Raw genomic sequence first — 26,706 nt, 5'->3', positions numbered from 1 at the left:
GTTATCGCAATGGGAACCCTTGTGCTGCCCACCATGGTTTTACTTCAATGGCAAGTCTGCCTGCCTTAACGGAAGGATCCATGTTGGCTAAACTATCTGCCATTTGCAGGGTGGGGACATTATAGATGGTTACTCCTCGAAGATCGCCATCATCCCCAAAAGGACCAGAGATATCGGCATACCCTAATTCGTACATTCTTCCCAAATGTGCCATATGCAGGGCCTGAAGACTATCGGCTTCCTCTTTGGATTGTGATCGATTTTCGCCCCTTTTAAGAAAGGCCATGAAGTACTGTTTCATGATCACGGTATCGCCCGTTTTTTCATCGATATATTCGAAAATCTGGAAACCTGCATCCTTCAATTCCTGGATTTCCTGTGCCACCGATTTAGCCTTTTCCGTTTCACGCTCCACATGTTCAACTTCATGTTCGCCATCACGTGAATCCCCACTATCGTTATCGTGATGCTCTCCACCATCCTTACAAGCTACAAAAGCCAAGGCCAATATAAATGCCATGGCATATCGGGTCATACTATTTAGTCTTTGTTTTTCCATTGTGTATACGGTTGTTTGCTTAGTTGTGAATTATAGTAACGAATGTCCCCGGTAACTTCCTTGCCCAACCATCCGGGATGGAGAAAGGTTTCATCTTCTTCATTCAACTCCACTTCGGCCACGACCAAACCAACATTATTACCCAAGAATTCGTCTATTTCAAAAATATGGTTTTTCACTTGTACTTCATAACGCACCTTTTCAATAATGCCTTCCTCACATAAGGGAATAAGTGTTTCTGCCTCTTTTACAGAGATCTCCCTTTCCCATTCAAACCGGGAAGTGCCTGCTTCATTAGATATCCCCTTAACAGTCAAAAAGGCTTTATCTCCTTTAATCCTAATACGTACCGTACGTTCAGGATGGGTGTTCAAGAAACCCTGTACAATGCGGGTTTGGGAATAGGTTTCTTTCTTGTATTCCTCAGAATTCACCAAAAACTTGCGTTCAATTTCAATCATGGGTCTAAGATACGCCAAGGTGGGTTTTTACGATTTTCACCAGCTTTGTATATGATTAGGACATTTCCGTCGGGATCTTTCAACCGAGCTTCAGTCCATAACCAAGATTGTTCCTGTACTTCAGTTTCAAAAACAATTCCTTTTGCAGAGAGCTCCTTTACCTTTTCAGCCACATTTTCAACTTCAAAATAGACCCAAACACCTTCCGCAGGCATTTCCTCAACATAATGAATGGAAAAGGTGCTATCCCCTTGGAGACATTCGAATCTTGCGTAGCGATCATGGGTATGCACAATGAGTTTTAACCCAAGATTTTGGTAGAACGAAATGGCTCTGGGAACATCCCGTGACGGAACGGTAACTTGGTTTAGGTTCATTGTACATTAAAGATAGTAAATTTACCCTATGGAAGCCTCCTTTCCCATTCGCAAGATCATTCATGTAGATATGGATGCGTTTTATGCTTCGGTAGAGCAATTGGACGATCCCAGTTTGCAGGGAAAACCCATTGCTGTGGGCGGAAGCAGTAAACGGGGTGTGGTAAGTGCTGCCAGTTATGAAGCACGGAAATTCGGCGTGCGATCTGCCATGAGCGGAATGCTGGCCCGAAAACTATGTCCCGACCTCATTTTTGTGCGTCCCAGATATGATCGGTATTCTGAAGTTTCGCAGCAGATCCGCAAGATCTTTTTTGAATATACCGATCTCGTGCAACCGCTTTCACTGGACGAAGCCTATCTGGACGTTACCGAAAACAAGAAAGGACATCCCAGCGCGACCCTCATTGCCCAGGAAATCCGAAACCAAATTAAGGAGCGTACGGGACTGAATGCTTCGGCCGGGATTTCCATCAACAAATTCATCGCCAAAGTAGCTAGTGATATCAATAAACCCAACGGGCAAAAAACCGTTCCTCCAGAAGAGGTGATCGAGTTTTTGGAACAACTGGACATTAAGAAATTCTATGGCGTGGGCAAGGTGATGAAGGAAAAAATGTATCTGCACGGTATCTTCACAGGAAAGGACCTAAAGGAAAAGTCGCTGGAATACCTTCAGGAACATTTCGGGAAAAGTGGCGGTTACTATTATAATATTGTTCGGGGCATTCAGCATAGTAAGGTAGAATCGGACCAAACCCGGAAGTCATTAGCCGCAGAACGTACCTTTTCAGAAAACATTTCTTCAGAAATCTATATGTTGGAGCGCTTGGAAGAAATTGCCGATGAGGTGGAGCGCCGTCTTAAAAAGAGCAAAGTAGCCGGAAGAACGGTTACCCTTAAAATTAAATACAGTGATTTTACGTTACAAACACGATCCAAGACCCTTCCGCTCTATATTTCGAACAAAGACTTGATCATGGAAACTGTTAAAGATTTGTTATTTCAGGAAGGAATGAAAAATTCGGTACGCTTGTTGGGAATTAGCTTATCAAATCTCAATAACGAGGACAAAAAAGAGAAGAAACCTCCTCCTGAGAATAGTATCGATGTACAATTAAAATTGGATTTTTAGCCTATGTAAGCAAACTACTTTTTGAATCTGAATTTATTAACTCTAAAATCTGTCAATTATGAAAAAAGTAGTTTTAATTTGCACCGCAGCCGTTTTTACCACAGCCTTCTTTTCCTGTAAAAGCGATTCCAAAAACGATCCTGAAACCACTACCCACGAAATGGAGGTAGTTGCCGAAATCCCTAACGAGGAAATCGCAATGGCATCTTCATCTGAGCTGAATGCCGAAGCCGATGTTCAATACCTGTATGTAACAGCACCCAGCGGGCTTACTTTAAGGGAATATGGGAATCTTCACAGTACCAAATTAGCTCGTATGCCCTATGGAACCAAGGTGAAGGTGGTCCAAACGGAAGATAACCCCACGATGAATGTAAAGGGTATCAAAGGAGGAATGGACGAAGTGGAATTTAACCATAAAAAGGGATTTGCCTTTAATGGATACCTATCGAAGTACTTCCCTCCTGAAAGAGACATTACCGTAAAGGGATATGCGAGCGAATTGAACGCATTGTTCCCGGATGTGGTTTATACAGAAAATACGGGAGGAACCGTTAGCAATCCTGAAAATACCGAGAGCATTACGCTACCGGGTTCTGAGTGGCATGAGGCTTTCTTTACGGCCCAGAGATTGTTCGATTTCCCAAAGGAATTCACTTTTCCGAATGCCAAAGGAAAGAACAGTGAAACCATTTTCGACGGAAAGCCGAAGAAGGGAATCTGGATTAGCCAATTGGAGGTAACCCGAAATGACAACGAATTGGAAAAGATTGAATATGTATACGGATCGGAGAAATTTGATAGCAAAGTAACGATAGAAGCTGTAGCCGGAGGCATGAAAATTTCGAAGACCGAAGTAGTCAAGTAACACTTAAGCTTACCACTACTGGAAGGGCCCTTGTCTTAGGACAGGGGCTTTTCTTTTGTACCATGTATTATTCAAACAAAATCGTCTCTGGGATTACATTGTTGGTTTCTACGATCCTTTTTAGCTCCCAGTCATAGGTTAGAAATGCGACTGCGCCTTTTGTCGAAGCATTATCATTGTATTGGAAACCTACAACGATGGTCTCGGTTTCTAAGTCTACGTCTATAGATATGAAGGTGGTTACCTGTAGATTGGTAATACTCGCCAATTGGAAAAAAAGATCTCCCACATTGATAATTGTATTGTTCCCTGTGCCAAAATCATAAATAGAGGGATTGAAAATAGGACCACTAGGAGCAGCGGTAATAGTCTCATAAAGCATTTTGTTTTCGAAAAACGCGGCCTTGTTCATAAAGTCTGGATTGCAGATAGTGGCTTGTAGACTTGAAGATCCTGTGATTTGCAGGGTCGCTATATCAACAATGTCATAATCCCTTCTATCACAACCCTGTGTGGTATGAAAAAGGTACAGTTCATTGTCTAAGGAATTGTGAAAAATACTGTGATAGTTCTCGAATGGGATCATCGTGCTTTCACCAGTGGCAGCATTGAAGATATGCAAAGCCACTTCACTGGTATCATTGTCCTGAAACAAGACAAAGGCGTAATCCCCACTTATTAAAACATACTGACTTAAAGGAGCAACGCCTCCCAAAGAAAATTCTTGGGTGGCTCCCGTAATCACATTGTACGAATGAAGATAGGTCTGCTCTAAAGGATTATCTAAATCCAAATAAAAAACATACAAATAATCGTCTCCAGCCCATTCAGAACTATTGGTATATGCTTGAGAGGGAGTGAAATATTCCTCGAAAATATAGGAATGGGATGTCGAATTTACCAAATCGAACCTAAAGGCATCGGGAGTGGCAGTACCAGGTTCTATGACATAAAAACTTCCCTTTGGCGGCTGAGAGGTAGCATAAACCGAGGGATTCAGAAATCCTGAGGCTGCAGCTACATTGATTACCGATTCATTATTGTAATCGTTCTCCCAAGTCAATAAAAACAGGCTTAAAGGGTCATCTATATCCTCTCCCACAATCGCTATTTCTGGAATAAGCACGGTATCTGGATCTGGATCGTCATTGTTTCCGCCATCGTTCATTCCATCTCCCTGCTCATCGTTTTGAGAAGATGGAGTATCCGAATCGGAGCTACATCCTATGGCAATAAACATAAGTAGTAAGAGTAGGGCAGCACTTTTAGAGGACATATAAGTAATTGTTTTTAGAGGATCGAAAATATTGTTTTCTCTGTCATAAGTAGCCCATTAAAAATAATTGTTACCCAACATTCATGAAAGAAGACCGAAATTAAATGAAAAGAGGCTACAACATACCATGTGTAACCTCTTTTTGTTCCGAAAAACAATATGCATTTATGCTCCCGGAAGATCGTAGAAGAATGAAGCCTTGGCAATTTTTCCATCTCGTACCTGATACACACATAATTCTTTCATGTCCCAGCGTCCCGTGCCTTCAAAAGTGGCATCGCTAGACATGGGCACGCAAAAGTGATCGCCCATTATAGTAGGTTCTCCTACCGAACTGCTATGTACTTCAGAAATGCTGGAAGCCCAATTCTTATATCCTTCGATAATGTTATTGAGTCCTGTGGTTATTTGGTCGCCGGGCATTCCTGGCATTTCCACATGCACGGCATCTTCGGCGTATAGACCGTAGGCTTCTTCATATTTTCCTTCTCGGCAAAAGGCTACTAACTGATTGGCTATTTCCTGTGTTGTCATAATGAAATGTTTTAAAGGTTATTGATTTTTTCATGTTTCACACCTTTAGAACGTTTCAAAATTGGGGAAGGGGACAGTTTATTGGAATTTATTTCACTTGCGGAAGAACTTCTTCCAACCTTTCCATGGCATCTTCGATTCCCTTTCGGAAGGCCTTCTTCCCGAACAGGGCCATCATCAGTTTCTTAATAGGCGATCTAGCTTTCCAGTACAACTCAACCCTCACTTGGGTTTCATTTTCTGAAATGGATTTAAAATTGAAAAATTGATAGAGTTGATCTACCGGAGGTGGATCTGTAGTGAGTTCTCCATACACCAATTCGTCGGGTTCCGTATCCTTGGTGACCACCGTAAAATTGAGTTGTTTAGATCCTATAGTACAGGTGTGCTCAGTCCCCAGTCGGGTCACTTCATTTTCATTCCATTCAATCTTGTATGCGTCTACCGCCCAAAGATGACGGTATTTATAATTGGTCACTAGTTCTAACAAAGAATGCCTGTCTGTGGCAAATGTTTTCTCTATAATAAGACAAGGCTCACAATTAAAAGATACTTTAGCTCCATCTTCAAAGGACCTCAGCTTTAATTGGTTGGGATCTATTTCGGCATAACAATAAGAAATTTCCTTGTCGTCGTAAGTATCCCTTCCCGTCTGAAACTGGAACAACTTACTTTCGTAAGCAATAGGCATGCCCATATCCTGAGCCAGTTCATCGCTCACCAAAGCGTAATTATCTGTAGGAACAGAGTTTTTCAACAGTCGGTGTGCCTGAATCACCGCTTCCCCAAAGGGTTTTCTATTATTCTGTACCTGTAAGAACTGAAGTTCACCCACATGGGCCACAATTTTAAGCTGCAACTGAGGTGCCGTGGCACAAGCATTACAGGGACAAATACGGTGCTTTTCCAATAACTTTAAATGACTGTAAAAAGCCGTGTACATGGACTCAATCTGTGCCAGAAGTTTTTCTTGGGAAGGCACAAAATTCTCGCGATAAAAGAAGAGAGCATCCCCTTCAATCTCCGCCAATTTCAGTTCTTGGGTGTTGGCTGAAATGAGGACTTCCAATAGCTCCGAAATTACATGCTGACTGTGTTCTGCCTCGGTGGTTTGCACGAAATGGGTGAATCCAGAAATATCCGGAATGAAGAGTAGAGATTTTGCCATAATTAAAAATAAATAGACTTGTCGGTTTAGTCTCAATTTAACGCAATACTTAACATAACTTTATAAGAAGCATCGTATTTTAGAGTCATGATTCCCGAACATATCCTCAACCGAAAAGGCGCACGCAGTTTTAACGACCTAGATCCCGAAGTCATCGAATACCTGAACGCAGGTGCAATAGAAACCAAAAATCTCACGGAATGGCTCAAGGTAGATCAATTAATCCTACTCAAGATAGTACTTGATGAAACCGGACAGAAGGATGCATTTGAGGTCTGTTCGGAAGCGGTGCATCAACAAAAGAAACCTTCTGCCAACACTAACACAAGGGTAATTGGACTTACCCTTGGATCACTGGTTCAAGATCGTGCATTCTATGAACAGTTACGATCGCATACCTCCGATGTGGTCCGTTGCTGGGCCTGTTGGGCCGAAAGTCTGCATCATGAAGCATTGGATCCCTTGTTGGATGCGATGAAGCCTTATGCGGCCGATGCACACTTTGGGGTTCGGGAAGTGGTCATTTTCGCGACCAAAGAGCGTATGATCGAAGATTTAGACCCTTCTATAGCCATTCTGACCCCTTGGACAGCCTCGACCGATGAAAACATACGCCGATTCGCTGCTGAAGCCCTTCGCCCAGTTGGTGTATGGGTGAAAAAGATCGCCGCCTTTCAAGAAGCGCCCGAAAGGGGATTGCCCCTATTGGAACCCTTAAAATCGGATCCTTCCAAGTACGTTAGGGATTCGGTGGGAAATTGGCTGAACGATGCCAGTAAATCCCAGCCTGAGTGGGTAGTGGCCCTTTGTAAACGCTGGGAAAAGGAATCGGACACAAAGGAAACCCAGTACATCCTTCGAAAAGCATTAAGAACCCTTAAGAAAAAAGGAAGCTAGGCTACTTCTCGCCCTCAACTTTTTCGATTAGCTTCACCAAATGAGGTAGAATTAAATCCTTGCGTGCCCAAGCGATTTCGTGACCTGTTTCTTTCGTAGTGATGATCTCAATATTGGGAAAAACCTTCTTGGTATAATGCACGTTCTCATAGGGTACAATATCATCGATATCCCCATGAATATGGACGACAGGAATATTCAAAATAGCCCAATCTTTTTCCAAGCGTGCTAGCTCCTGGGCATGAACCGTCTTTTCATCTCCAGCGACCCTATATCCTGTAGGTACCATCCATCGGGTAATCCACCACTGGGTAAGTCGGGAGGCCCAAATGTCCTTTTCATTTTTAGGATCAATGGCAGGTGAAATCATCATGACTGCTTTTACATCGGGATTCAAAATAGCCAGCCGAGCCGCCAACGGTCCTCCATACGAGGAACCTATGGCAATGACATTTTCCCACTTCCGTTCAGAAATCAGGGCACTCATCAATTGTGCCTGAAGGTCGATGGAAGTCATTTCATCCCCAAAATTGGAGTAACCGTAGCCTGGACGATCTACAGTGTATAGATTTGCCTTTTCCATAAGCAAGCTATCGGTCATATAGCCATTCCAAGCAGAAAGGGAACTGGGAGAACCATGGAAGAAGAGCAGATTGATTTCCTTGTCCTGTTCGGATACTTCCAACACCCGAATGTTCAGGTCCAAACTATCTACTTCAAAGTATGAAATCTGGGCAGGAATATTCAGTTTTCGATGGCGCTTCATGATCTCTTCATCCGTTTCACGCCATTGCAGAACCGTACATGACGAAAGCAGGCTTATTATAAAAAACAAGCCTGCAATCTTCAAAAGATTTCGGTACGATTTCATTGATAAAAAATACGACATTTCTGTCATTATTTTACTCGCCTACATCGGGTTTGGAATCACCAACGTACTCTAAATCTTGGAGTGGGTAGAGGAGGTCTTTATTAAAGCTGTCGAACTTATAATCCTTGAAACTTATCCTATAAGCTCCCCGATCTGCTTCCTTGGGTTTCCCAATTTGTATCACTACTTCGGAAGGTAGGTAGGTTCCAATGGATGTGCGTGTTCTTCCTTCATACAATATGCTTCCATGCTGTAGGGGTTTGGGGGAAGGAACAAAGAAATCACTAATGGTCACCTCTGTCATATCAATGAACTTGGTTTCTTTATTAATGTATACCATCCACTGGTCGTATTCCTTGTTTGGGGCTTCGCTACCCCAAGTGACAAAAACAAGGTCATACGTCTTTCCGTTTAGGGTTCTTTCTCCGGCGTATTTAATGATCTCGGCTTGCAGCAATCGCATGGGTGCCTCAAGGAGATAATGATAGGTGGAAAGTCCCCAGGAATACCGCTTGCTATTGCATTCTTCTATCTCTTCCTCGGCATTCTCGGCATAATATCCCTGCCAAGACTGTAAGCCATGAATTTTGTTCTCTTTTCTGCCTTCCAAATATTCCACTTGCCCATCAAACGAATTGGTGGCAAAACGAAATTGCACATCCTTATTATTATTTCCCGGCAGGGCATTCATAGGCATGAGCAATAATGCTCCTTTCCATTTAAAATGAGCGGTTGCTTCATATACTTCGGTACTAGCTAACTTGTCGTAGCCCATTGCTTGATTGGCTTCTGTAAGCAATCGAATTCCTTTTTGAGCCATCCCTTCTTCGGTAGTCTTTTCTTTTAGGTAATCGCTTCGCAAATCAACCGATTTACAGGAAAAAAGCACGGAAACGACAGCGAATAACAAGAGAGGTTTTAAATAGTTTTTCATGATTTTCATTATTAATTAGACCGTTCTACTTATTTTAAATTTAAAATTTTTTATGACTCTTGAATAAAGGTGAATGACATATCCCACCAGATATCCAAATACACACGGGATCTTGTTACTTTCATACGCGAAAAGGCTCCGTAGATACCCGAATGCAGGTACTCGGCAATTTCCAAAGCACTAAAATCCTTTCGGATTTCTCCAGATTCCTGCCCTTTTTCTATTTCACGCGAAATGATATTGATCCATCCCAGGAAACAATCATTAGCACAAACGGCCAAGGTATCGTTGGTCCTCCCCACTTCGTTACTCATGACATTGATAAGACACCCACTGGAATACCCATCAGTTTCATTGATCGCTATAAGGGTTTTGTAGAAAGCTTTCAAATTAGTCAAAGGAGTTTCATTGGCTTGTTCAAAAAACTGTACAATCCAATTTCCTTGATCGGTACCGTGGTGCTCCATGACCTGTTTGGCAAAATCTTCCTTCGAATCGAAAAAGTTGTAAAAAGAACCTTTTGGGATGCCCGCTTCTTTCAATATCTCATTGATACCCACACCATGATATCCGTTCTTCCGAAGCACATGAAAGCCAGTTTCCAGAATATCTTCTTTGTTGTGTTTGTATCCCATTCGGGGACAAATATAGAAATAATATTTAAATTAAACCAAGTGGTCTAATTTAAATTCTATCCAGCCCTTTCAACTAAACTTGGGAAACGCGTAGGGTATTTACCATTCCCTTATCTACAATGGGCATGGCGGCTAGGTTGATAAGATAGTCTCCTTTCTCTACAAATCCCTTTTCGTAAGCAATACGATTTACGTCCTCCACGGTCTCATCGGTACTCACAAACTTATCGTAGTAGAACGATTTTACACCCCAAAGCAGATTCAATCGGGAAAGGATCCGTTTGTTAGAGGTGTACACCAAAATGTGCGCATCAGGGCGCCAAGCAGAAATTTGGAAAGCCGTATAACCACTATTTGTCAAGGTGCAAATGGCTTTGGCTTCTATCTCATTGGCCATATTGGCAGCATGATAGCAAACCGCTTTGGTAATATATCTGTTGGTACGAATGTGCGGTGGTTCTTCTGGCACTGTTATCAGTTCCGAATCTTCTACTTGCTTGCAGATATTGGCCATGGTTTTGATCACTTCTACCGGATATTTACCTACGGAGGTCTCTCCAGAAAGCATCACCGCATCGGCACCATCCATCACCGAATTCGCCACATCGTTTACCTCAGCCCTTGTTGGTGTTAAGGAACTGATCATGGTTTCCATCATTTGAGTCGCAATGATTACTGGAATACGAGCCTTCTTAGCAGTGAGCACCAACTCTTTTTGAATGAGTGGTACTTCCTCGGCAGGTACCTCAACCCCCAAATCTCCACGGGCCACCATAAGACCGTCACAATAGGCGATGATCTTGTCAATATTCTTTACCGCTTCGGGTTTTTCAATCTTGGCAATAATAGGAATCTTGTATTCGCTATGCGCTTCGATCAACGCTTGTAGTTCCTGCAAATCCTCGGCATGACGCACAAAGGAAAGTGCGATCCAGTCTACCTCTTGACTCACCGCAAAAATAGCGTCCTCTTTATCTTTCATAGTCAAAGCTGGCAAGGAAATATTGGTATTGGGAAGGTTTACCCCTTTTTTAGATCGCAGTGGACCTCCTTGGATCACTTTGGCTCTAACCGTGTCTTTTTTATTGGTAGAAAGTACTTCGAAGATGAGTTTTCCATCATCTAAAAGGACACGCTCCTTTGGCTTTACATCTTTGGGGAAATTATCGTAATTCATGTACACCTTCTTCGAGGTGCCTTCGAACTCATCGCCTGTACAAAAGTCAATTTCATCACCCGGTTGTACTACCACTTCTTCCTTCATAACACCTACCCTAAGTTTAGGTCCTTGCAGATCGGCAAGAATCGCGGTAGAAGTCCCCAATTCATCCCCCAAACCGCGGATCATCTTAATTCGTGCTTTTACATCCTCGTATTTTGCATGCGAGAAATTGACCCTAAACACATTTACACCAGCCAAGATCATATCCTTGATCACTTTCTTCTGACTGGTAGCAGGCCCTAGGGTAGCCACAATTTTGGTTTTCTTTTGCGTTGGCATTTAGTTGAATATTAAGTGGTTATTCGATTTTATTTTGTCGCTATCTATTTCGTAAGCAGAAATCACCTGATTAATTTCATTGATCATGGCAATGTGCTTTCGCAACGGAATGTGCAGATAATCCGACTCGATCTTCAGGAAATAATCCGGTTGTTCAAACTCTGGAAGCAGGTAGGAGGTCACTATTTTTTCGGAAGTTACCCCTCCAAATAGACCTGCATTTTCCTGTTCACGAAGCACTTCGGACTTGCACTTGTTCCCTACTAGATAATAGGTTGTGTATTGGGTTTCATGATCGAACTGGAAAATGGGGAAACTGGCTTCTATATCTTCTTTTTCTATTACAATATCCTTTCGCATGCGACCCAGCCTAAATCCCAGTTGGCTATTCAATAAATAAGCCAATTTATAGTCCTCTTCACTACAGTGAATGCCTATAAGCGAGAATTCCTCTGCGAAATCGTCATCCAAAATGATTTTGTGGACTCCCATGACCCTAAATTTTATTAAAAGTAAACATTGTTTTCGGGATGTATCCCGCAATACCATTAAATTTAGGCTAATTCTTTTCGAAAACGTTTGCGAAAAGGCAATGCAATGGTTATTGCACTTGCATTTGTTTCTGAAGTTTGTAATAAGCGCGCTTAGCCGCTCTTTCTTCGGCTTTTTTCTTGGACGTAGCCCTCGCTTTGGCTACCGTGTTCTGCTCCAATTCCAACTTTACCGCGAAGTGTTTCAAAGGATCGTTCCCAGTGTCCTCGTATACATTGAATTTGAAGGGTTTCTTATTCTTTTGGCACCACTCTATAAAAAGGCTCTTATAGCTAATGATCTTCCCTTCCAATTTCTGAATATCCACATAGGGTTTAATGACCCTACGGTGAATAAACTTTTCGCAATACTTGTAGCCTTTATCCAGATAAATGGCGCCTACAAGTGCTTCGAATACATTCCCATGGATGTTTTCCCCGAATTGCTTGGTTGAAATATTGGTCTTTACCAGACTGATGAGGTTAAGATCCCTTCCCAATTCGTTGAGGTGCTCACGGCTTACTACTTTAGAACGCATTTTGGTGAGGTAGCCTTCATTGCCTCCTGGTACTTTTTTGAAGAGGTGTGCTGCGATTACCGAACCCAACATGGCGTCTCCCAAAAATTCCAAACGCTCATAATTCTGTGGTTGTCCATCGTTGTTGGTAGTATTCATGGAACGATGGGTAAAGGCTTCCTCATAGATAGAAATGTCGCTGGGTTTAAATCCCAGTATCTTTTTTATCTGTACATAAAACTTTCCGTCCTTTTCAGAACGGGAAGTGAATATGTTTTTTAAGGAAGTCATAGGGTTTAGGCGTCTAACTTCTTGAAAAGAATACAAGCGTTATGACCCCCAAAACCAAAGGTATTACTCATGACGACATTGACATCCCGTTCTTGGGCTTCGTTCAATGTGAGGTTGAGCGATTGATCAATATTTTCGTCGACGGTAGTATGGTTAATGGTTGGGGGAACAACACCATGCTCCAAAGCTAAAATAGAAGCAATGGCTTCTATAGCCCCAGCCGCACCCAATAGGTGCCCGGTCATCGACTTGGTAGAATTAATATTAATGTTTTTAGCGTGCTCGCCAAAAACTTTGGTAATTGCCTTCAACTCAGCTACATCTCCCAACGGGGTTGATGTACCGTGTGTATTGATGGCATCTACTTGATCTGGGGAAATTCCCGCATTGTTCAAGCAATTTAGCATCACCCTTTCTACACCAATACCTTCTGGATGTGGCGCGGTCATGTGATAAGCGTCACTGGACATTCCTCCACCGATCACTTCTGCATAGATCTTCGCCCCTCGCTTCTTGGCGTGCTCGTACTCTTCTAAAATAAGGGCTCCAGCTCCTTCTCCCAATACAAAACCATCGCGTGTAGCATCGAAAGGTCGGGAAGCTGTTTCCGGAGAGTCGTTTCGGGTAGAAAGTGCATGCATGGCATTAAACCCTCCCATTCCGGCTTGGGTTACCGCAGCTTCACTTCCTCCTGTTACTATCATATCGCAATGACCCAAACGGATGTAGTTCAATGCATCGATCAAGGCATTTGCGGAAGATGCACAGGCGGAAACCGTCGTATAGTTAGGCCCCATGAACCCGTGCTTGATAGAAATATTACCTGGGGCAATATCTGCTATCATTTTAGGGATAAAGAAGGGGTTGAAACGTGGTGTTCCATCCCCTCCTGCATAATTTATAACTTCATTTTGGAAAGTCTCCAAGCCACCAATACCGGCACCCCAAATAACCCCTACGCGAAACTTATCTATTTCGTCCAGGTTAATTCCCGCATCTTCAATGGCTTCATCACTAGAAACCAGAGCATATTGCGCGAAGCGGTCCAATCTTCGGACTTCCTTTCTGTCAAAATGATTTTGTGGATCGTAATCTTTGAGTTCGCAAGCGAATTTTGTTTTGAACTTTTCAGTATCAAAATAGGTTATGGGCGCACACCCACTCTTTCCATTCCTAAGTCCATCCCAATATTCTTGGATGTTATTGCCAATGGGGGTAAGGGCACCAAGACCTGTTACAACAACTCGCTTCAATTCCATAAAGAAGTAGTTTTACTTTGCTTCCTCTATGTAAGAAATAGCTTGACCTACGGTCGCTATATTTTCAGCTTGATCGTCAGGAATTTGAATGTCAAATTCTTTTTCAAATTCCATAATAAGCTCTACCGTATCCAATGAATCGGCGCCTAAGTCGTTCGTGAAGCTAGCTTCGTTTACAACTTCATTTTCGTCAACACCTAATTTATCTACGATAATCGCTTTAACTCTTGATGCAATGTCTGACATAATTCTTAATTTTTAGATTTAATTTTAAGTGGCAAAAATAAAATTTTTTAATTTAAAACACCATATTGCACATAAAATGTGTTCTCAATTTAATCATTTTTGAGCGAAGTAAAACTCTATTGCCGTACTTTTGTAACTTATTTTAATTATTTACTTCTTAACACCCCGTAAACTCTTATGAAGAAACGCATTGTGGTTTTTGCTTCAGGTAACGGTACCAATGCCCAAAACATCATAGAATACTTTCAACAAGGGACGTTTGCCGAGGTCGTTCAGGTGCTGTCTAACAATGAGCATGCCAAAGTTCTGGAGCGTGCTAAAACGCTGAAAACAAAGGCCTCACATTTTACCAGAGCAGAACTTCATGACGAAAACGGCGTCTTAAAAACCCTTCTGGAGTTGCAACCCGACCTCATCGTTTTAGCTGGATTTCTATGGATGTTCCCCAAACTCATCCTTGCCGAGTTTCCAAATAAGGTCATTAATATACATCCCGCTTTGCTTCCAAAATATGGCGGGAAGGGTATGTATGGCATGAATGTTCATAAAGCCGTAGTGGAAAATGAAGAGGAAGAAAGTGGCATTACCATCCATTATGTAAACGAAGCCTACGATGAAGGCGCTATTATTTGTCAGAAAAAAACCACATTGGAAAAAGAGGATACGCCCGAAGATGTGGCCAAAAAAGTTCATGCCTTAGAATATGAACACTTTCCTTGCGTTATTGAAGAATTATTAATGCAAGAATCCGACGACTAGTCTCATGGCAAAAAAACAGAAGTTCTACGTGGTTTGGTATGGCAATCCTGCCGGCATTTTCGGAAGCTGGGAGGAGTGCAAACGATCCATAGCCGGGGTGAAAGGTGCCCAATACAAATCGTTTGCCACCTTTGCAGAAGCCAAGGAAGCCTATAATAAGGAGTATGCAGACTACAAAGGCAAAAACACCAAGAAGAAGGCATTAACCAAGGAAGAGCTTGCCAAGATTGGCGAACCCAATCTATATTCCATTGCGGTCGATGCTGCTTCCAGTGGTAATCCTGGGAAAATGGAATACAGGGGTGTAGACACCCAAACCCATAAACAGCTTTTTCATCAGGGGCCCTTCGATCAGGGGACTAATAATATAGGTGAGTTTTTGGCTCTTGTACATGGGTTGGCATACTTGAAACAGAAAAAAAGCGATCGTCTTATCTATAGTGATTCCCGCATCGCCATGGGTTGGGTAAAACGCAAAAAGTGCAATACCAAACTAAAGCGCACCCGAAAAAATCAGAAGCTTTTCGAACTGGTAGCCCGTGCGGAAGCTTGGCTCAAAGAGAATTCCTATGACACGAAAGTCGTAAAGTGGGAGACGAAGGCTTGGGGTGAAATCCCCGCCGATTTCGGCAGAAAATAAAATATTTTTTTGCTCCAGTTTGTAATGTTGCCTCTTCATGCGCGAACTAAAGAGCTAAAAGAATTGATATGTGGCGCATCGTTTTTACCCTGGCTTTAATTTTTCAATCATTCCTTGTCTTTGCGCAAACCCCTTGGACTCTTAAAAAGGATGCTTCGGGCATTCGTATTTACACCCGTATGGTGCCAGATTCCAAATTGAAGGAATACAAGGCCATGACCCAAGTAGATGTTCCACTTCAATCCATTCTAGATGAGCTATTGGATGCTCCAAAATATACCGAAGAGCCTATTTCGGGAGAGAGCTACTATGTAACCCAAAAGGGCGAAAACCAGCATGTATTCTATGCGCTGAAAAAACTACCATGGCCCATTAAAAACCGAGACGTAGTCACCCAACTTACGGTAGAAAGAATCTCGAGCAAGAAGGTTATGCTTCATATAGAAAGTTTACCAGACGGCATTCCTATAGTAGAAAATGCCATTCGCATACAACAAGTAGAAGGATTCTGGTTATTGGAAGAAGAAGACGGAACCACCACTATCACCCAACAACTCTACTTGGATCCCGAAGGCTCGCTTCCTCCTGTGGTGACCAATTCCCTGTTAATTAAAGGGCCTTACAAGACTTTTTCCCACCTTCAGCAGATTGGAAGTTAACCTAATAATCCTGCAATAAGACCGAAGGCATTTTTGGGATGGTAAAACCTGTAAAAATTGTATCTTTGCCCCTTCATTATAAATGCTTGCTACATGGGCAAACTTGTAATCGTAGGATCGGTAAATATCGATAGTATCGAAACCCCTTTCGGAAGCGCCGAAAGGATACCCGGAGGATCGGCTCCATTTATTGGTTTAGCAGCCTCTTATTTTCAAGTAGATTCTTGTATTATATCTGTGGTAGGAGACGATTTCCCGAAGGATTTCATTTCCTTATTGCAGTCGAAAGGAATTCACACAGACTCCATAGATATTATAGAAGGAGAAAAAACATTTTTCTGGGCTGGGAAGTATCACAATGACATGAATTCCCGTGATACCTTGGCAACAGAATTGAATGTTTTAGCTGATTTCAACCCTATCGTTCCCGATTCCTATAAGGATGCAGAAGTGGTAATGCTAGGAAACCTTCACCCCGACATTCAATTGGGAGTGATCGAGCAGATGAATGCTCCCAAGCTTATCGTTTTGGATACCATGAACTTCTGGATGGACAACACGCTGGATGAATTACTAAGGGTAATTAAAAAAGTAGATGTTATTACAATTAATGATGAAGAAGCACGCCAATTAACTGGAGAATATTCCTTGGTAAACGCGGCCAAGAAAATCCATGAAATGGGTCCAAGGTATGTTGTAATCAAGAAAGGAGAGCACGGAGCCTTATTGTTCCATAATGATGAAATGTTCTATGCCCCAGCGCTGCCATTGGCAGAGGTTTTCGACCCAACGGGTGCGGGAGACACATTCGCCGGTGGTTTCACAGGTTACTTGGCCAAAACAGGAGATTACAGTTTCGAGAATATGAAGACCGCCATCATAAATGGATCAGCCTTGGCTTCCTTTTGTGTGGAAAAATTTGGAACGGAGCGATTGGAAGATCTCTCCAGACAGGAATTGCATAGGCGCCTTCAACAATTTAAGAACTTGACTCAATTTGATATAGAATTGACATAAAACCACGCCCTGACTGTACAGGGCGTTTTTATTTGAAATAACTATTTCCGAGAGCATTATGAGTGATGCATTAAAACATGAATGTGGGATTGCACTGGTACGATTGCTGAAACCACTGGAGTACTACAAAGAAAAGTACGGAACTGCTTTTTATGGGGTAAACAAAATGTACCTCATGATGGAAAAGCAACACAACCGCGGACAGGACGGTGCTGGTTTTGCAAGCATTAAACTGGATGTGGATCCCGGAGAACGATATATAAGTAGGATCCGTTCTAATGCCGCCCAACCCATTCAGGATATATTTTCCCAAATTAATGCACGCATCAATAACGAATTCGAAAAATCTCCAGAAATAAAAAATGATATTGCGGCTCAGAAAAAACAAATCCCTTATTTGGGTGAATTGTTTTTGGGGCACGTTCGCTACGGTACTTTTGGCGGAAATAGTATTGAAACCGTTCACCCATTCCTTCGACAGAACAATTGGATGCACAGAAACCTCATCATTGCAGGTAACTTTAATATGACCAATACCAATGAGCTGTTCGAAAATCTTATAAAATTAGGAATGCATCCCAAGGAAAAGGCGGATACCATCACGGTGATGGAAAAAATTGGTCACTTCTTGGATGACGCGGTTAGAAAACAATATAAGAAGGCGAAGGAAAGTGGCCTTAACAAACAAAAAGCTTCCCCTTTCATTGCCGAAAACCTGAAGATTGAAAAAATCTTGAAAAAGTCGGCCAAGAACTGGGACGGTGGCTACGCAATGGCTGGACTTCTTGGCCATGGAGATTCTTTTGTACTTCGTGATCCAGCTGGGATTCGTCCTGCCTACTACTATAAGGATGATGAAGTAGTGGTTGTGGCCAGTGAGCGACCCGTGATTCAGACTGTCTTTAATGTTCCTTTTGAAGCGGTACGGGAATTAGATCCTGGACACGCCCTAATTGTGAAGAAAAATGGAACCTCCAAAATTTCGGAAATTATAGAACCTTTGGAGCGTAAGTCCTGTTCTTTCGAACGTATCTATTTTTCGCGGGGAAGTGATGCTGAGATTTACCAAGAGCGCAAAATGTTGGGTAAATTGGTCATGCCCAAAGTACTGGAATATATTGATCACGATACCGAAAATACTGTTTTCTCTTTTATCCCAAACACTGCAGAAACTTCTTTCTACGGAATGTTGGAGGCAGCTCAGGACGAATTGAACCAGCAAAAAAACGATGCCATCCTTAGGGAGAAGGATTCTTTGACCAACGAACGTTTGGCGGAAATCCTTTCCCATAAAATCCGAACGGAAAAATTAGCCATTAAAGATGTAAAGCTCCGAACCTTTATTACCGAGGATAGTAGCCGTGATGATTTGGTGGCCCATGTTTATGATGTTACCTACGGTCTCGTAAAACCCGATGACAACTTAGTGATCATTGACGATAGTATCGTAAGGGGGACCACCTTGAAGAAAAGTATCCTTAAGATGTTGGATCGATTGAATCCGAAACGCATCATCGTCGTTTCTTCGGCACCACAGATTCGTTATCCGGACTGTTATGGAATTGATATGGCGCGTTTGGAAGGTTTGGTAGCCTTTAATGCCGCCAGGGAATTGCACAAGGAACGCGGAACCGAAAATATTATCGATACCATTTACGCAAAGTGTAAGGCCGAGTTGGAGAAGGAAGAAGGTGCAGAAATAATAAACCATGTAAAGGAATTATATGCGCCTTTTACCGATGAACAAATTTCTGACAAGATTGCCGAAATCATTAGCGATGCAGAAATCAAAGCAGAGGTAAAAGTGATATTCCAATCGGTGGATGACCTGCACAAGGCTTGCCCTAAAAATCTAGGGGATTGGTACTTTACCGGAGACTACCCAACCAACGGAGGTAAGCGGGTGGTTAATAGAGCTTTCGTACACTTTTTCGAGGGTAATCCTGCGCGCGCATACTAGCGATTTTGTTAAAAAAATGTGTATTTAATCGGTAAAAATGCATTTTATCGATGATAAATCACACTTAGTCCAAAAGTAGGAAAAATCTGCATGAACTTTCATTTTATGTTCTATATTTGCTCTATACCATAGCATAAGTAGGTTAAGTTCATGGTAAGATTTGGGGCAAAAAAGGTAAACTCTCGTTTACCTTTTTTATTTTTATACACTTTCCTTTTAGAGGCATTTTTGAAGCCTATTTCCTACTACATTAATAGGGTTTTTATCAAAAAAATGCTTTTTAACGAATAAAAAAGCCCTTGGTCTAAAAAATTATTTCATCCGAAAAATTATGCGCTATATTTGAACCATACCATAGCATAAGTAGGTTAAGTTCATGGTAGATTTGGGGCAAAAAAAGGTAGACTCTCGTCTACCTTTTTTTATTGGATTAAATCTTTTAAGGGGTGGCGAAGCATTTCTTTTTTATATGCTACAAGGCATAAAAAAGAAAGCGAGCCGTTTCACATCATCCCGACCTCGTCTACCCACCTGCCTACCCCTTATTACCGCTGCCGCGGGTATCTCCATCAAAGGTCCTCAGGACCTTCGGTTTTGCTTCACAAAACTCCATTGCGATAAGGTGGCGAAGCATTTCTTCTTTATATGCTACAAGGCATAAAAAAGAAAGCGAGCCGTTTCACATCATCCCGACCTCGTCTGCCCACCTGCCTACCCCTTGTTGCCGCTGCCGCGGGTATCTCCATCAAAGGTCCTCAGGACCTTCGGTTTTGCTTCACAAAACTCCATTGCGATAAGGTGGCGAAGCATTTCTTTTTTATATGCTGCAAGGCATAAAAAAGAAAGCGAGCCGTTTCAATTTACTCCAAATAAAAAACCCTATTCTCTCGAACAGGGCTTCTTAAATGTTATAAGATCTTTCTTATTTGTTGGCCGCATATCTTTCGGCAACATTATCCCAGTTAATTACATTGAAAAATGCACTTACATAATCAGGACGACGGTTCTGGTAGTTGAGGTAGTAGGCGTGCTCCCAAACATCCAATCCTAAAATCGGCGTTCCTCCACAGGCTACTCCAGGCATTAACGGATTGTCTTGGTTTGGAGTTCCACATACTTCCACTTTTCCTCCTTTATGAACGCACAACCAAGCCCATCCAGATCCGAATTGGGTTTTGGCAGCATTGGAGAACGCTTCTTTAAACGCATCGAAACTTCCAAAAGCATCGTTAATGGCATCGGCCAATTCGCCAGAAGGCTCTCCTCCACCATTGGGGGACATTACTTCCCAAAACAGACAGTGGTTGTAATACCCGCCGCCATTGTTGCGAACGCCTTTATTGTTCATATCCAATCCAGACAAAATGGATTCAATGCTCTTTCCGGCTAGATCGGTTCCTTCGATCGCAGCGTTTAGTTTACTGGTGTATCCGGCATGGTGCTTTCCGTGATGAATCTCCATGGTCCGGGCATCTATATGGGGTTCTAACGCATCGTGTGCATAAGGTAATGCAGGTAATTCGAATGACATAGTGTTACTTTTTTGGTTACTATTAATTTTCACTCAAAATTACACATATTTAACGGTTTCTCGTGTTATGGAATTTGTAAGTTTTTATACCCGCATAGAGAATCTTAATAGTATCTTTATGCGAGCAATACCATTTTATTGAATTCATCAGCGTCTTTTAAGGTATACAATGCATCAGCCGGAAGCGGAAAAACCTTTGCATTGGTAAAAGCATACCTTGTACAAATCCTGTTGCATCCACAAAACGGATACTACAAACATTTGCTGGGAATTACCTTTACCAACAAAGCGGTGGCCGAAATGAAAGAACGTATTGTCGCTACCCTGTCCGCACTCTCAAAGGATGAGGTTCCCAAAGAATTTAAGGGAATGCATGCTTTGCTTTTAGAAGAAACGAACTTAGATGAAGAAAAAATCCGTGACCGTTCCCGGAAAATACTAAAGCACCTCTTACATCACTATGCCCAATTCAGCATAGAGACCATAGATAGTTTTAACCATCGGCTCATCCGCACGTTTGCCCATGACCTTAAATTGGCTTCCAATTTTGAGGTCTCATTGGATACGGATGAAATCCTATCAAAAGCAGTAGACCAATTCATCGAAAAAGCAGGAACGGATGAGGAGATTACCGAGTTGCTGCTGGAATTTGCCCTTCGGAAAACCGATGAGGACAAATCCTGGGACATCTCCTTCGATCTGAAAAAGACAGCTTCACTATTGGCAAGTGAAAATGACCTGTGGCATTTGCAATCCTTGCGGGAAAAATCTATTGCCGATTTCAGAAACCTTCAACAACACCTTCAAAAAGAAACCAAGGTTTTTGAAAAAGAGATTACTGAAACGGCTACCCAGCTTTTTCAACAATTAAGTGAAAAAGGGATTCCTGAAGATGTTTTTCAAAGAGGCACCTTCCCCAATCACTTCAGAAAACTACAAAATGGTGATTATGACGTCTATAAGAATAAGCTAGAAGAATACTTGGAAGTAGGTGGCAGCAAACTGTACAAAGCACAAACCCCAGAAGGAATACGAGAAGACATCGATGCACTCACTCCCAGCTTTTTAGACACCTATAGAGCTTGCAAAACCAAGGTGCATCAAATTAAGCTTTATAAAAACATCCTTAAAAACCTTGTGCCCCTAGCAGCGCTGAACGGGGTATACCAAGAAATAGAACAGATTAAGGAAGACGAGAACATACTTCCTATTAGCGAATTCAATTCCCTTATTTTTTCTGAAATCAAAGACCAGCCTGCTCCCTTCATCTATGAGCGACTAGGGGATCGATACCGGCATTTTTTTATCGATGAATTTCAGGACACCTCAAAACTACAATGGGAAAATCTTATTCCACTTATAGACAACGCCCTCTCTCAAACAACACTGAATGATGAAATGGGAAGTCTTTTATTGGTGGGCGATGCTAAACAATCTATCTATCGTTGGCGTGGCGGACTCCCCGAACAGTTCATGAACCTTTCTCAAGAGGTAAATCCATTTTCCATAGAACATAAGGAATTGGTCCAACTGGAAACCAATTATAGGAGTAATCAAGAAATTATTGATTTCAACAATGGGTTTTTTCAATTCGCCTCCCAACATTTCGGCAATGCATTCCACTCGGACATGTATGAAACAGGAAGCCAGCAAAAACATACCAATAAAACGGGTGGCTATATTCAAGTTGGGTTCATCGAAGCCCAAAACAAGGAAGAAGAACATGAGCTATATCCTCGGAAAGTGTACGAAGCCCTTAAGGACTTATTGGAGCGGGGTTATAACCCAAAGGATATTTGCATCCTTACCCGCCGTAAAAAGGATGGGGTGATTATTAGTGAATATCTACTGGAAACAGACCCTTCTATTTCTATTGTTTCTGAAGAAACCCTCCTACTTAAGAATTCTGAAGTTGTGGTTCATTTAATCCATTTGCTACAATTGGCCATGGAGCCCCATAATGAAGAGGTGAAGATTAACGTATTGGAGTTCCTATACGATCATTTTGAAATTTCGCAAGAAATGCATGCCTTCTATTCGGAATTCCTAGGAGCACCCATGTCGCACCTATCCGATATGCTTTTGCAATTCGATATTCAGTTTAGTTTCGAGGTTGCGAATCAGTTGCCCTTGTACGAATGTTTTGAATATTGCATTGCTTCACTACGATTATCTTCTAAAATGGATGCCTTTGCCCACAGTTTTATGGATTTGGTGTTTCGGTTCTCGCAACGCCCCGGAGTGGGTAAAATTGAATTCTTGGAATATTGGGAAACTGAAAAAGAAAAAGCCAGTATTACTTCCAATAGTGAAGCAGATGCGGTTCGGCTGATGACCATTCACAAATCCAAAGGATTGGAATTTCCCGTTGTTATTTTTCCCTATGCCGATGTAAACCTATATACTGAAATTGAACCCAAATCATGGTTCCCTTGGGCAGCACATGGATTCGATCATTTGCTCATCGATTACAAAAAGGAGCTCGAAGACTCCAGTCCATTGGGGGCTGCTATGGTGCAACAAAGAAGGGAGACCTTGGAACTGGATAATATCAATTTATTATACGTTGCACTAACCCGGCCCAAGAAAGAACTTTATGTGTTTGCCAAAAAGGAAACCATAAAACAGCCTCCTACATCCTACAATCAGATATTAATTGCTTATCTAAACGCTTTAGGCCTTTGGGTAGATAGCACCAACGTCTATCAATTCGGAAAACAAACAGCGCCTGATGCTTCCGAAAAGGGTACCAAACATGTTCCCGTTTCCGTTCCCTATACTACCTCCAATCCAGAATCACATAACCTTAACATTGTTACTTCGTCTGTGTACGACACAGAAGATCAAGCCATCGCAATTGGATTGGGGAACCTGTTTCACGATACCATGGCAAAAATTAATACGCTGGCCGATCTGGAAACTATCTTGGGTGAATTGGAAGCTTCTGTTCCTGAAGAGGAAAATACCATGCTTGAACTTAAGAAGATGGTAAAAAATGTTGTTCATCATCCAGAGCTAAAACCCTTCTTTGAAAATCCATACCTAGTATATAATGAACGGGATATCGCTACTCCTACAAAAATGATCCGCCCAGATCGAGTGGTGATCCATAGCGATGAAACTGCCACGGTGATCGATTATAAAACAGGGGCCCATAACCCCAAATATGTAGAACAAATTTACGACTATGCCGATGCCTTGGAAGCCATGGGATTTTCGGTTCGGGAAAAGCTATTGGTTTATTGCAATACCGATGGAATAATGATAAATAAAGCCTAACTTTGAGGCCCAAAATCCAAAAAAATGTACGGAAAGATAAAAGACCATTTACAGAAAGAGTTACAGGAAATAAAAGATGCTGGGCTCTACAAAAAAGAGCGTATCATCACTTCTCCACAAGATGCCGTTATCAAGATTTCGACTGGTGAGGAAGTCATTAACTTTTGTGCCAACAACTATTTGGGGCTTTCTTCTAACAAGGAAGTGATTCAAGCCGCTAAGGATGCCATGGACACTCATGGTTTTGGTATGTCTTCTGTACGTTTCATTTGTGGCACCCAAGATATCCACAAAGAGTTGGAGCAAAAAATTGCCGACTACTATCAAACAGAAGATACCATTCTCTATGCCGCCGCCTTCGATGCCAATGGAGGGGTTTTCGAACCACTTCTCACGGCCGAAGATGCGATCATTTCCGATTCCTTGAACCATGCTTCTATCATCGATGGGGTGCGTTTGTGTAAAGCAGCGCGCTACCGCTATGCAAATAATGATATGGAAGATCTGGAAAAGCAATTGATCGCTGCCAATGAAAATGGGGCACGTCATAAAATTGTCGTTACCGATGGGGTCTTCTCCATGGATGGTCTCGTAGCTCCTTTAGATAAAATATGTGATTTGGCCGATAAGTATGATGCCTTGGTCATGATCGACGAATGCCATGCTGCTGGGTTTATTGGGGAAACCGGTCGTGGAACCCTTGAGGAAAAAGGTGTAATGGATAGAATTGACATCATTACAGGAACCCTAGGGAAAGCATTGGGAGGTGCTATGGGAGGTTATACCACCGGTAAAAAGGAGATTATAGAGATCTTGCGCCAACGATCCCGTCCTTATTTATTTTCTAATTCCTTGGCTCCAGCCATTGTTGGAGCTTCCATAAAGGTATTCGATATGCTGTCTAACGATACCGAATTAAGGGATACGTTGGAGGAGAACACGGCTTACTTTAAAAAAGGAATGAAAGATGCTGGATTCGACATCATTGACGGTGATTCTGCCATCGTCCCAGTGATGCTTTACGACGCGAAACTCTCTCAAACTATGGCAGATATGTTATTGGAGGAGGGAATCTATGTTATCGGTTTCTTTTATCCCGTGGTGCCTAAGGGAAAAGCAAGGATTCGGGTACAGCTTTCTGCCGCCCATACAAAAGAGCATTTGGACAAGGCCATAGCGGCTTTCATTAAAGTGAAGCAAAAACTGGGATTGTAATATTTTCCCTTAGGTTGCATTTAAGCCGTAAGACCTTTGTATTTACAAAAAATTTAATAGATTTGCTTTTGTTAATAAACTTTAACAACTTACTTTTGCTCTATTAACACTTAAAAATTAAACAATCGAATATGAAACATCTTAACAGTATTTTAGCCGCTGCCCTCTTTATTTTTGCCATAGGGGTAGTTAGCGCGCAAGACCAAAACAACCCTTGGGCTATTGAAGTTGGTGTAAACGCCGTGGATGTATACCCTGTGGGGATTACCGATAACGGTAGGTTGCCAGCGTTGGCAGGCGCTCTTGAAGTAAAGGGTGACCTTTTTGACGAATACTTCAACCAAAATGACCACTGGAACATTCTACCTTCTGTATCCAGAATTTCTGTGGGAAGATATATCGGTAACGGCTTCACCTTCACTGCAGCGGGTGCTGTGAACAGAATCGACAAGCTCGGAGATCTAGAGGTTGACGACCTAAACTACTACTCTGCAGACGGTGAAATTAAGTATAGCTTCAGAGATCTTATTAACGGTCCTGGTGGATGGTTCGATCCTTCCATCGGTATTGGTGGTGGTTATACTTGGGTAGATGATATCGGATTCGGTACTGCTAACGCCCTTGCAAACGTTCGTTTCTGGGTTACTGAAAATGTAGCACTTAGCTTCCAGAGTACGTACAAGCACGCTTTCGAAGATGAGTACGGAATCATCCACTTCCAGCACTCTGCTGGTGTTGCTTTCAAATTCGGAGGAAAAGATACTGACGGTGACGGAATCTACGATAAAGATGATGAGTGTCCAGAAACTCCAGGTCTTCCTGAGTTCAACGGATGTCCTGATAGTGACGGTGATGGAATCGAAGATAGAAACGACGCTTGTCCTAACACTCCTGGTTTAGCAGAATTCAACGGATGTCCTGATAGCGATGGTGATGGTATCGCCGATCCTCAGGATGCATGTCCTACTGTTCCTGGTATTGCTGCCTTGAACGGATGTCCTGATGCTGATGGTGACGGAATCACCGATGCTGACGATCAGTGTCCTAACGAAGCTGGTCCTGCTGCAAACAACGGTTGTCCTTACCAAGACAGAGATAACGATGGTGTACTAGACAAAGATGATCAGTGTCCAGATGTACCTGGTACTGTTGCTAACAACGGATGTCCAGAAGTAACTGTTGAGGTTATCAACCAGTTAACTGAGTACGCTAAGACTATCTTGTTCGACACAGGAAGATCAACTATCCGTCCTGAGTCTTACGCTGTTCTTCAAAACATCGTTGATGTAATGAAAGAATACCCAACCGCTTCCTTCGTAATCGAAGGTCACACAGATAGCGTAGGTAGAGAGTCTACCAACCAGAAGCTTTCTGATTCTAGAGCGGCAGCTGTTAGAGATTACTTGACTACTATCGGTATGGATTCAAGCAGATTGTCTTCTATCGGATACGGTGAGTCTCGTCCAATCGCTTCTAACAAAACTAAAGCTGGAAGACAACAAAACAGACGTGTAGAGATTTCTTTGAAGAAGTAATCTTTCCAAATAAATCATAAAAAAACGCTTCCCTTACGGGAGGCGTTTTTT

The 26,706-nt window shown here is 42.2% G+C and carries 26 protein-coding genes; 11 read left to right on the top strand and 15 right to left on the bottom strand.

All coding sequences use genetic code 11. From position 1 onward, the window contains the following. Position 1: 1 nt before the first annotated feature. The 3 genes from POV27_RS14430 to POV27_RS14420 are packed head-to-tail and all read right to left on the bottom strand — an operon-like array spanning position 2 to position 1,397. Positions 2-559 carry a YciI family protein gene (locus POV27_RS14430; RefSeq protein WP_272863494.1) on the bottom strand — a complete coding sequence of 186 codons (558 nt, stop codon included), beginning with the start codon at positions 557-559 and terminating at the stop codon, positions 2-4. Then, positions 541-1,020 carry a CYTH domain-containing protein gene (locus tag POV27_RS14425; RefSeq protein ID WP_272863676.1) on the bottom strand — a complete coding sequence of 160 codons (480 nt, stop codon included), beginning with the start codon at positions 1,018-1,020 and terminating at the stop codon, positions 541-543. Before POV27_RS14425 ends, POV27_RS14430 begins: the two co-directional genes overlap by 19 nt. Continuing rightward, the gene (locus POV27_RS14420; RefSeq protein WP_272863493.1) at positions 1,017-1,397 is read right to left on the bottom strand and encodes a VOC family protein; all 381 of its coding nucleotides are present in this window, start codon (positions 1,395-1,397) and stop codon (positions 1,017-1,019) included. Before POV27_RS14420 ends, POV27_RS14425 begins: the two co-directional genes overlap by 4 nt. A gap of 28 nt (positions 1,398-1,425) precedes the next feature. Here POV27_RS14420 and dinB point away from each other — a divergent pair, with 28 nt between their 5' ends. Beyond that, a complete protein-coding gene (gene dinB / locus POV27_RS14415) occupies positions 1,426-2,532 on the top strand; it encodes a DNA polymerase IV (protein ID WP_272863492.1) in 1,107 nt (368 codons plus the stop codon). A gap of 58 nt (positions 2,533-2,590) precedes the next feature. Next, positions 2,591-3,400 carry a hypothetical protein gene (locus tag POV27_RS14410; RefSeq protein WP_272863491.1) on the top strand — a complete coding sequence of 270 codons (810 nt, stop codon included), beginning with the start codon at positions 2,591-2,593 and terminating at the stop codon, positions 3,398-3,400. A gap of 67 nt (positions 3,401-3,467) precedes the next feature. Here the strand turns inward: POV27_RS14410 and POV27_RS14405 are convergent, their stop codons facing one another. The 3 genes from POV27_RS14405 to POV27_RS14395 all read right to left on the bottom strand — a co-directional run bounded on the left by POV27_RS14405 (position 3,468) and on the right by POV27_RS14395 (position 6,378). Continuing rightward, complete coding sequence (locus POV27_RS14405) at positions 3,468-4,676, bottom strand: hypothetical protein (protein WP_272863490.1); 1,209 nt, start codon at positions 4,674-4,676, stop codon at positions 3,468-3,470. A 165-nt stretch (positions 4,677-4,841) separates the two neighbouring features. After that, entirely contained in the window at positions 4,842-5,210 is a 369-nt protein-coding gene (locus POV27_RS14400) for a nuclear transport factor 2 family protein (protein ID WP_272863489.1), read from the bottom strand. Between the two features lie 88 nt (positions 5,211-5,298). Then, on the bottom strand, positions 5,299-6,378 hold the full coding sequence (locus POV27_RS14395; RefSeq protein WP_272863488.1) for a DUF2652 domain-containing protein: 1,080 nt from the start codon (positions 6,376-6,378) through the stop codon (positions 5,299-5,301). 87 nt (positions 6,379-6,465) lie between these two features. Here POV27_RS14395 and POV27_RS14390 point away from each other — a divergent pair, with 87 nt between their 5' ends. Continuing rightward, positions 6,466-7,275 carry a DNA alkylation repair protein gene (locus tag POV27_RS14390; protein ID WP_272863487.1) on the top strand — a complete coding sequence of 270 codons (810 nt, stop codon included), beginning with the start codon at positions 6,466-6,468 and terminating at the stop codon, positions 7,273-7,275. A 1-nt stretch (position 7,276) separates the two neighbouring features. Here POV27_RS14390 and POV27_RS14385 read toward each other — a convergent pair whose 3' ends face one another. The 8 genes from POV27_RS14385 to POV27_RS14350 form a co-directional block, all read right to left on the bottom strand. Continuing rightward, positions 7,277-8,146, bottom strand: coding sequence for an alpha/beta fold hydrolase (locus POV27_RS14385; RefSeq protein WP_272863486.1), 870 nt, complete (start codon positions 8,144-8,146; stop codon positions 7,277-7,279). A gap of 31 nt (positions 8,147-8,177) precedes the next feature. Continuing rightward, the gene (locus POV27_RS14380; protein WP_272863485.1) at positions 8,178-9,080 is read right to left on the bottom strand and encodes a DUF6503 family protein; all 903 of its coding nucleotides are present in this window, start codon (positions 9,078-9,080) and stop codon (positions 8,178-8,180) included. A gap of 50 nt (positions 9,081-9,130) precedes the next feature. Continuing rightward, positions 9,131-9,715, bottom strand: a complete 585-nt coding sequence (locus POV27_RS14375; RefSeq protein ID WP_272863484.1) for a TetR/AcrR family transcriptional regulator — start codon at positions 9,713-9,715, stop codon at positions 9,131-9,133. A 73-nt stretch (positions 9,716-9,788) separates the two neighbouring features. After that, entirely contained in the window at positions 9,789-11,216 is a 1,428-nt protein-coding gene (gene pyk, locus POV27_RS14370) for a pyruvate kinase (protein WP_272863483.1), read from the bottom strand. Continuing rightward, positions 11,217-11,708: an IPExxxVDY family protein gene (locus POV27_RS14365; protein ID WP_272863482.1), complete on the bottom strand. Its 492-nt coding sequence runs from the start codon at positions 11,706-11,708 to the stop codon at positions 11,217-11,219. Positions 11,709-11,817: 109 nt separating this feature from the next. Beyond that, positions 11,818-12,555, bottom strand: coding sequence for a ribonuclease III (rnc, locus tag POV27_RS14360; protein WP_272863481.1), 738 nt, complete (start codon positions 12,553-12,555; stop codon positions 11,818-11,820). A 5-nt stretch (positions 12,556-12,560) separates the two neighbouring features. Continuing rightward, positions 12,561-13,814, bottom strand: a complete 1,254-nt coding sequence (gene fabF, locus POV27_RS14355) for a beta-ketoacyl-ACP synthase II (protein ID WP_272863480.1) — start codon at positions 13,812-13,814, stop codon at positions 12,561-12,563. 12 nt (positions 13,815-13,826) lie between these two features. After that, entirely contained in the window at positions 13,827-14,060 is a 234-nt protein-coding gene (locus POV27_RS14350) for an acyl carrier protein (RefSeq protein ID WP_034259990.1), read from the bottom strand. A 177-nt stretch (positions 14,061-14,237) separates the two neighbouring features. On the opposite strand from POV27_RS14350, the gene purN reads away from it, so the two are divergent. The 5 genes from purN (at position 14,238) to POV27_RS14325 (ending at position 19,095) form a co-directional block, all read left to right on the top strand. Continuing rightward, positions 14,238-14,819, top strand: coding sequence for a phosphoribosylglycinamide formyltransferase (purN, locus tag POV27_RS14345; protein ID WP_272863479.1), 582 nt, complete (start codon positions 14,238-14,240; stop codon positions 14,817-14,819). 4 nt (positions 14,820-14,823) lie between these two features. Next, complete coding sequence (locus POV27_RS14340; protein ID WP_272863478.1) at positions 14,824-15,459, top strand: ribonuclease H family protein; 636 nt, start codon at positions 14,824-14,826, stop codon at positions 15,457-15,459. Between the two features lie 68 nt (positions 15,460-15,527). Then, on the top strand, positions 15,528-16,118 hold the full coding sequence (locus POV27_RS14335; protein ID WP_272863477.1) for an START domain-containing protein: 591 nt from the start codon (positions 15,528-15,530) through the stop codon (positions 16,116-16,118). A 93-nt stretch (positions 16,119-16,211) separates the two neighbouring features. Continuing rightward, positions 16,212-17,135: a PfkB family carbohydrate kinase gene (locus POV27_RS14330; protein ID WP_272863476.1), complete on the top strand. Its 924-nt coding sequence runs from the start codon at positions 16,212-16,214 to the stop codon at positions 17,133-17,135. A 58-nt stretch (positions 17,136-17,193) separates the two neighbouring features. After that, positions 17,194-19,095 carry an amidophosphoribosyltransferase gene (locus POV27_RS14325; protein WP_272863475.1) on the top strand — a complete coding sequence of 634 codons (1,902 nt, stop codon included), beginning with the start codon at positions 17,194-17,196 and terminating at the stop codon, positions 19,093-19,095. Positions 19,096-20,017: 922 nt separating this feature from the next. Here POV27_RS14325 and POV27_RS14320 read toward each other — a convergent pair. Beyond that, on the bottom strand, positions 20,018-20,626 hold the full coding sequence (locus POV27_RS14320) for a superoxide dismutase (protein WP_272863474.1): 609 nt from the start codon (positions 20,624-20,626) through the stop codon (positions 20,018-20,020). 138 nt (positions 20,627-20,764) lie between these two features. Between POV27_RS14320 and POV27_RS14315 the strand changes: the two genes are divergently transcribed. The 3 genes from POV27_RS14315 (at position 20,765) to POV27_RS14305 (ending at position 26,655) form a co-directional block, all read left to right on the top strand. Continuing rightward, positions 20,765-23,905 (top strand): UvrD-helicase domain-containing protein, encoded by a 3,141-nt coding sequence (locus tag POV27_RS14315; protein WP_272863473.1) that lies wholly within the window; start codon positions 20,765-20,767, stop codon positions 23,903-23,905. A 24-nt stretch (positions 23,906-23,929) separates the two neighbouring features. Next, positions 23,930-25,120 (top strand): glycine C-acetyltransferase, encoded by a 1,191-nt coding sequence (kbl, locus tag POV27_RS14310; protein ID WP_272863472.1) that lies wholly within the window; start codon positions 23,930-23,932, stop codon positions 25,118-25,120. 131 nt (positions 25,121-25,251) lie between these two features. Then, positions 25,252-26,655 (top strand): OmpA family protein, encoded by a 1,404-nt coding sequence (locus POV27_RS14305; RefSeq protein ID WP_272863471.1) that lies wholly within the window; start codon positions 25,252-25,254, stop codon positions 26,653-26,655. The last annotated feature ends 51 nt before the right edge of the window (positions 26,656-26,706 follow it).

Source organism: Aureisphaera galaxeae (genome assembly GCF_028561275.1).
GTDB lineage: Bacteria > Bacteroidota > Bacteroidia > Flavobacteriales > Flavobacteriaceae > Aureisphaera > Aureisphaera galaxeae.
Note: the sequence above shows the minus strand (reverse complement) of the source record. Positions and strands in the feature narration are given on the sequence as shown.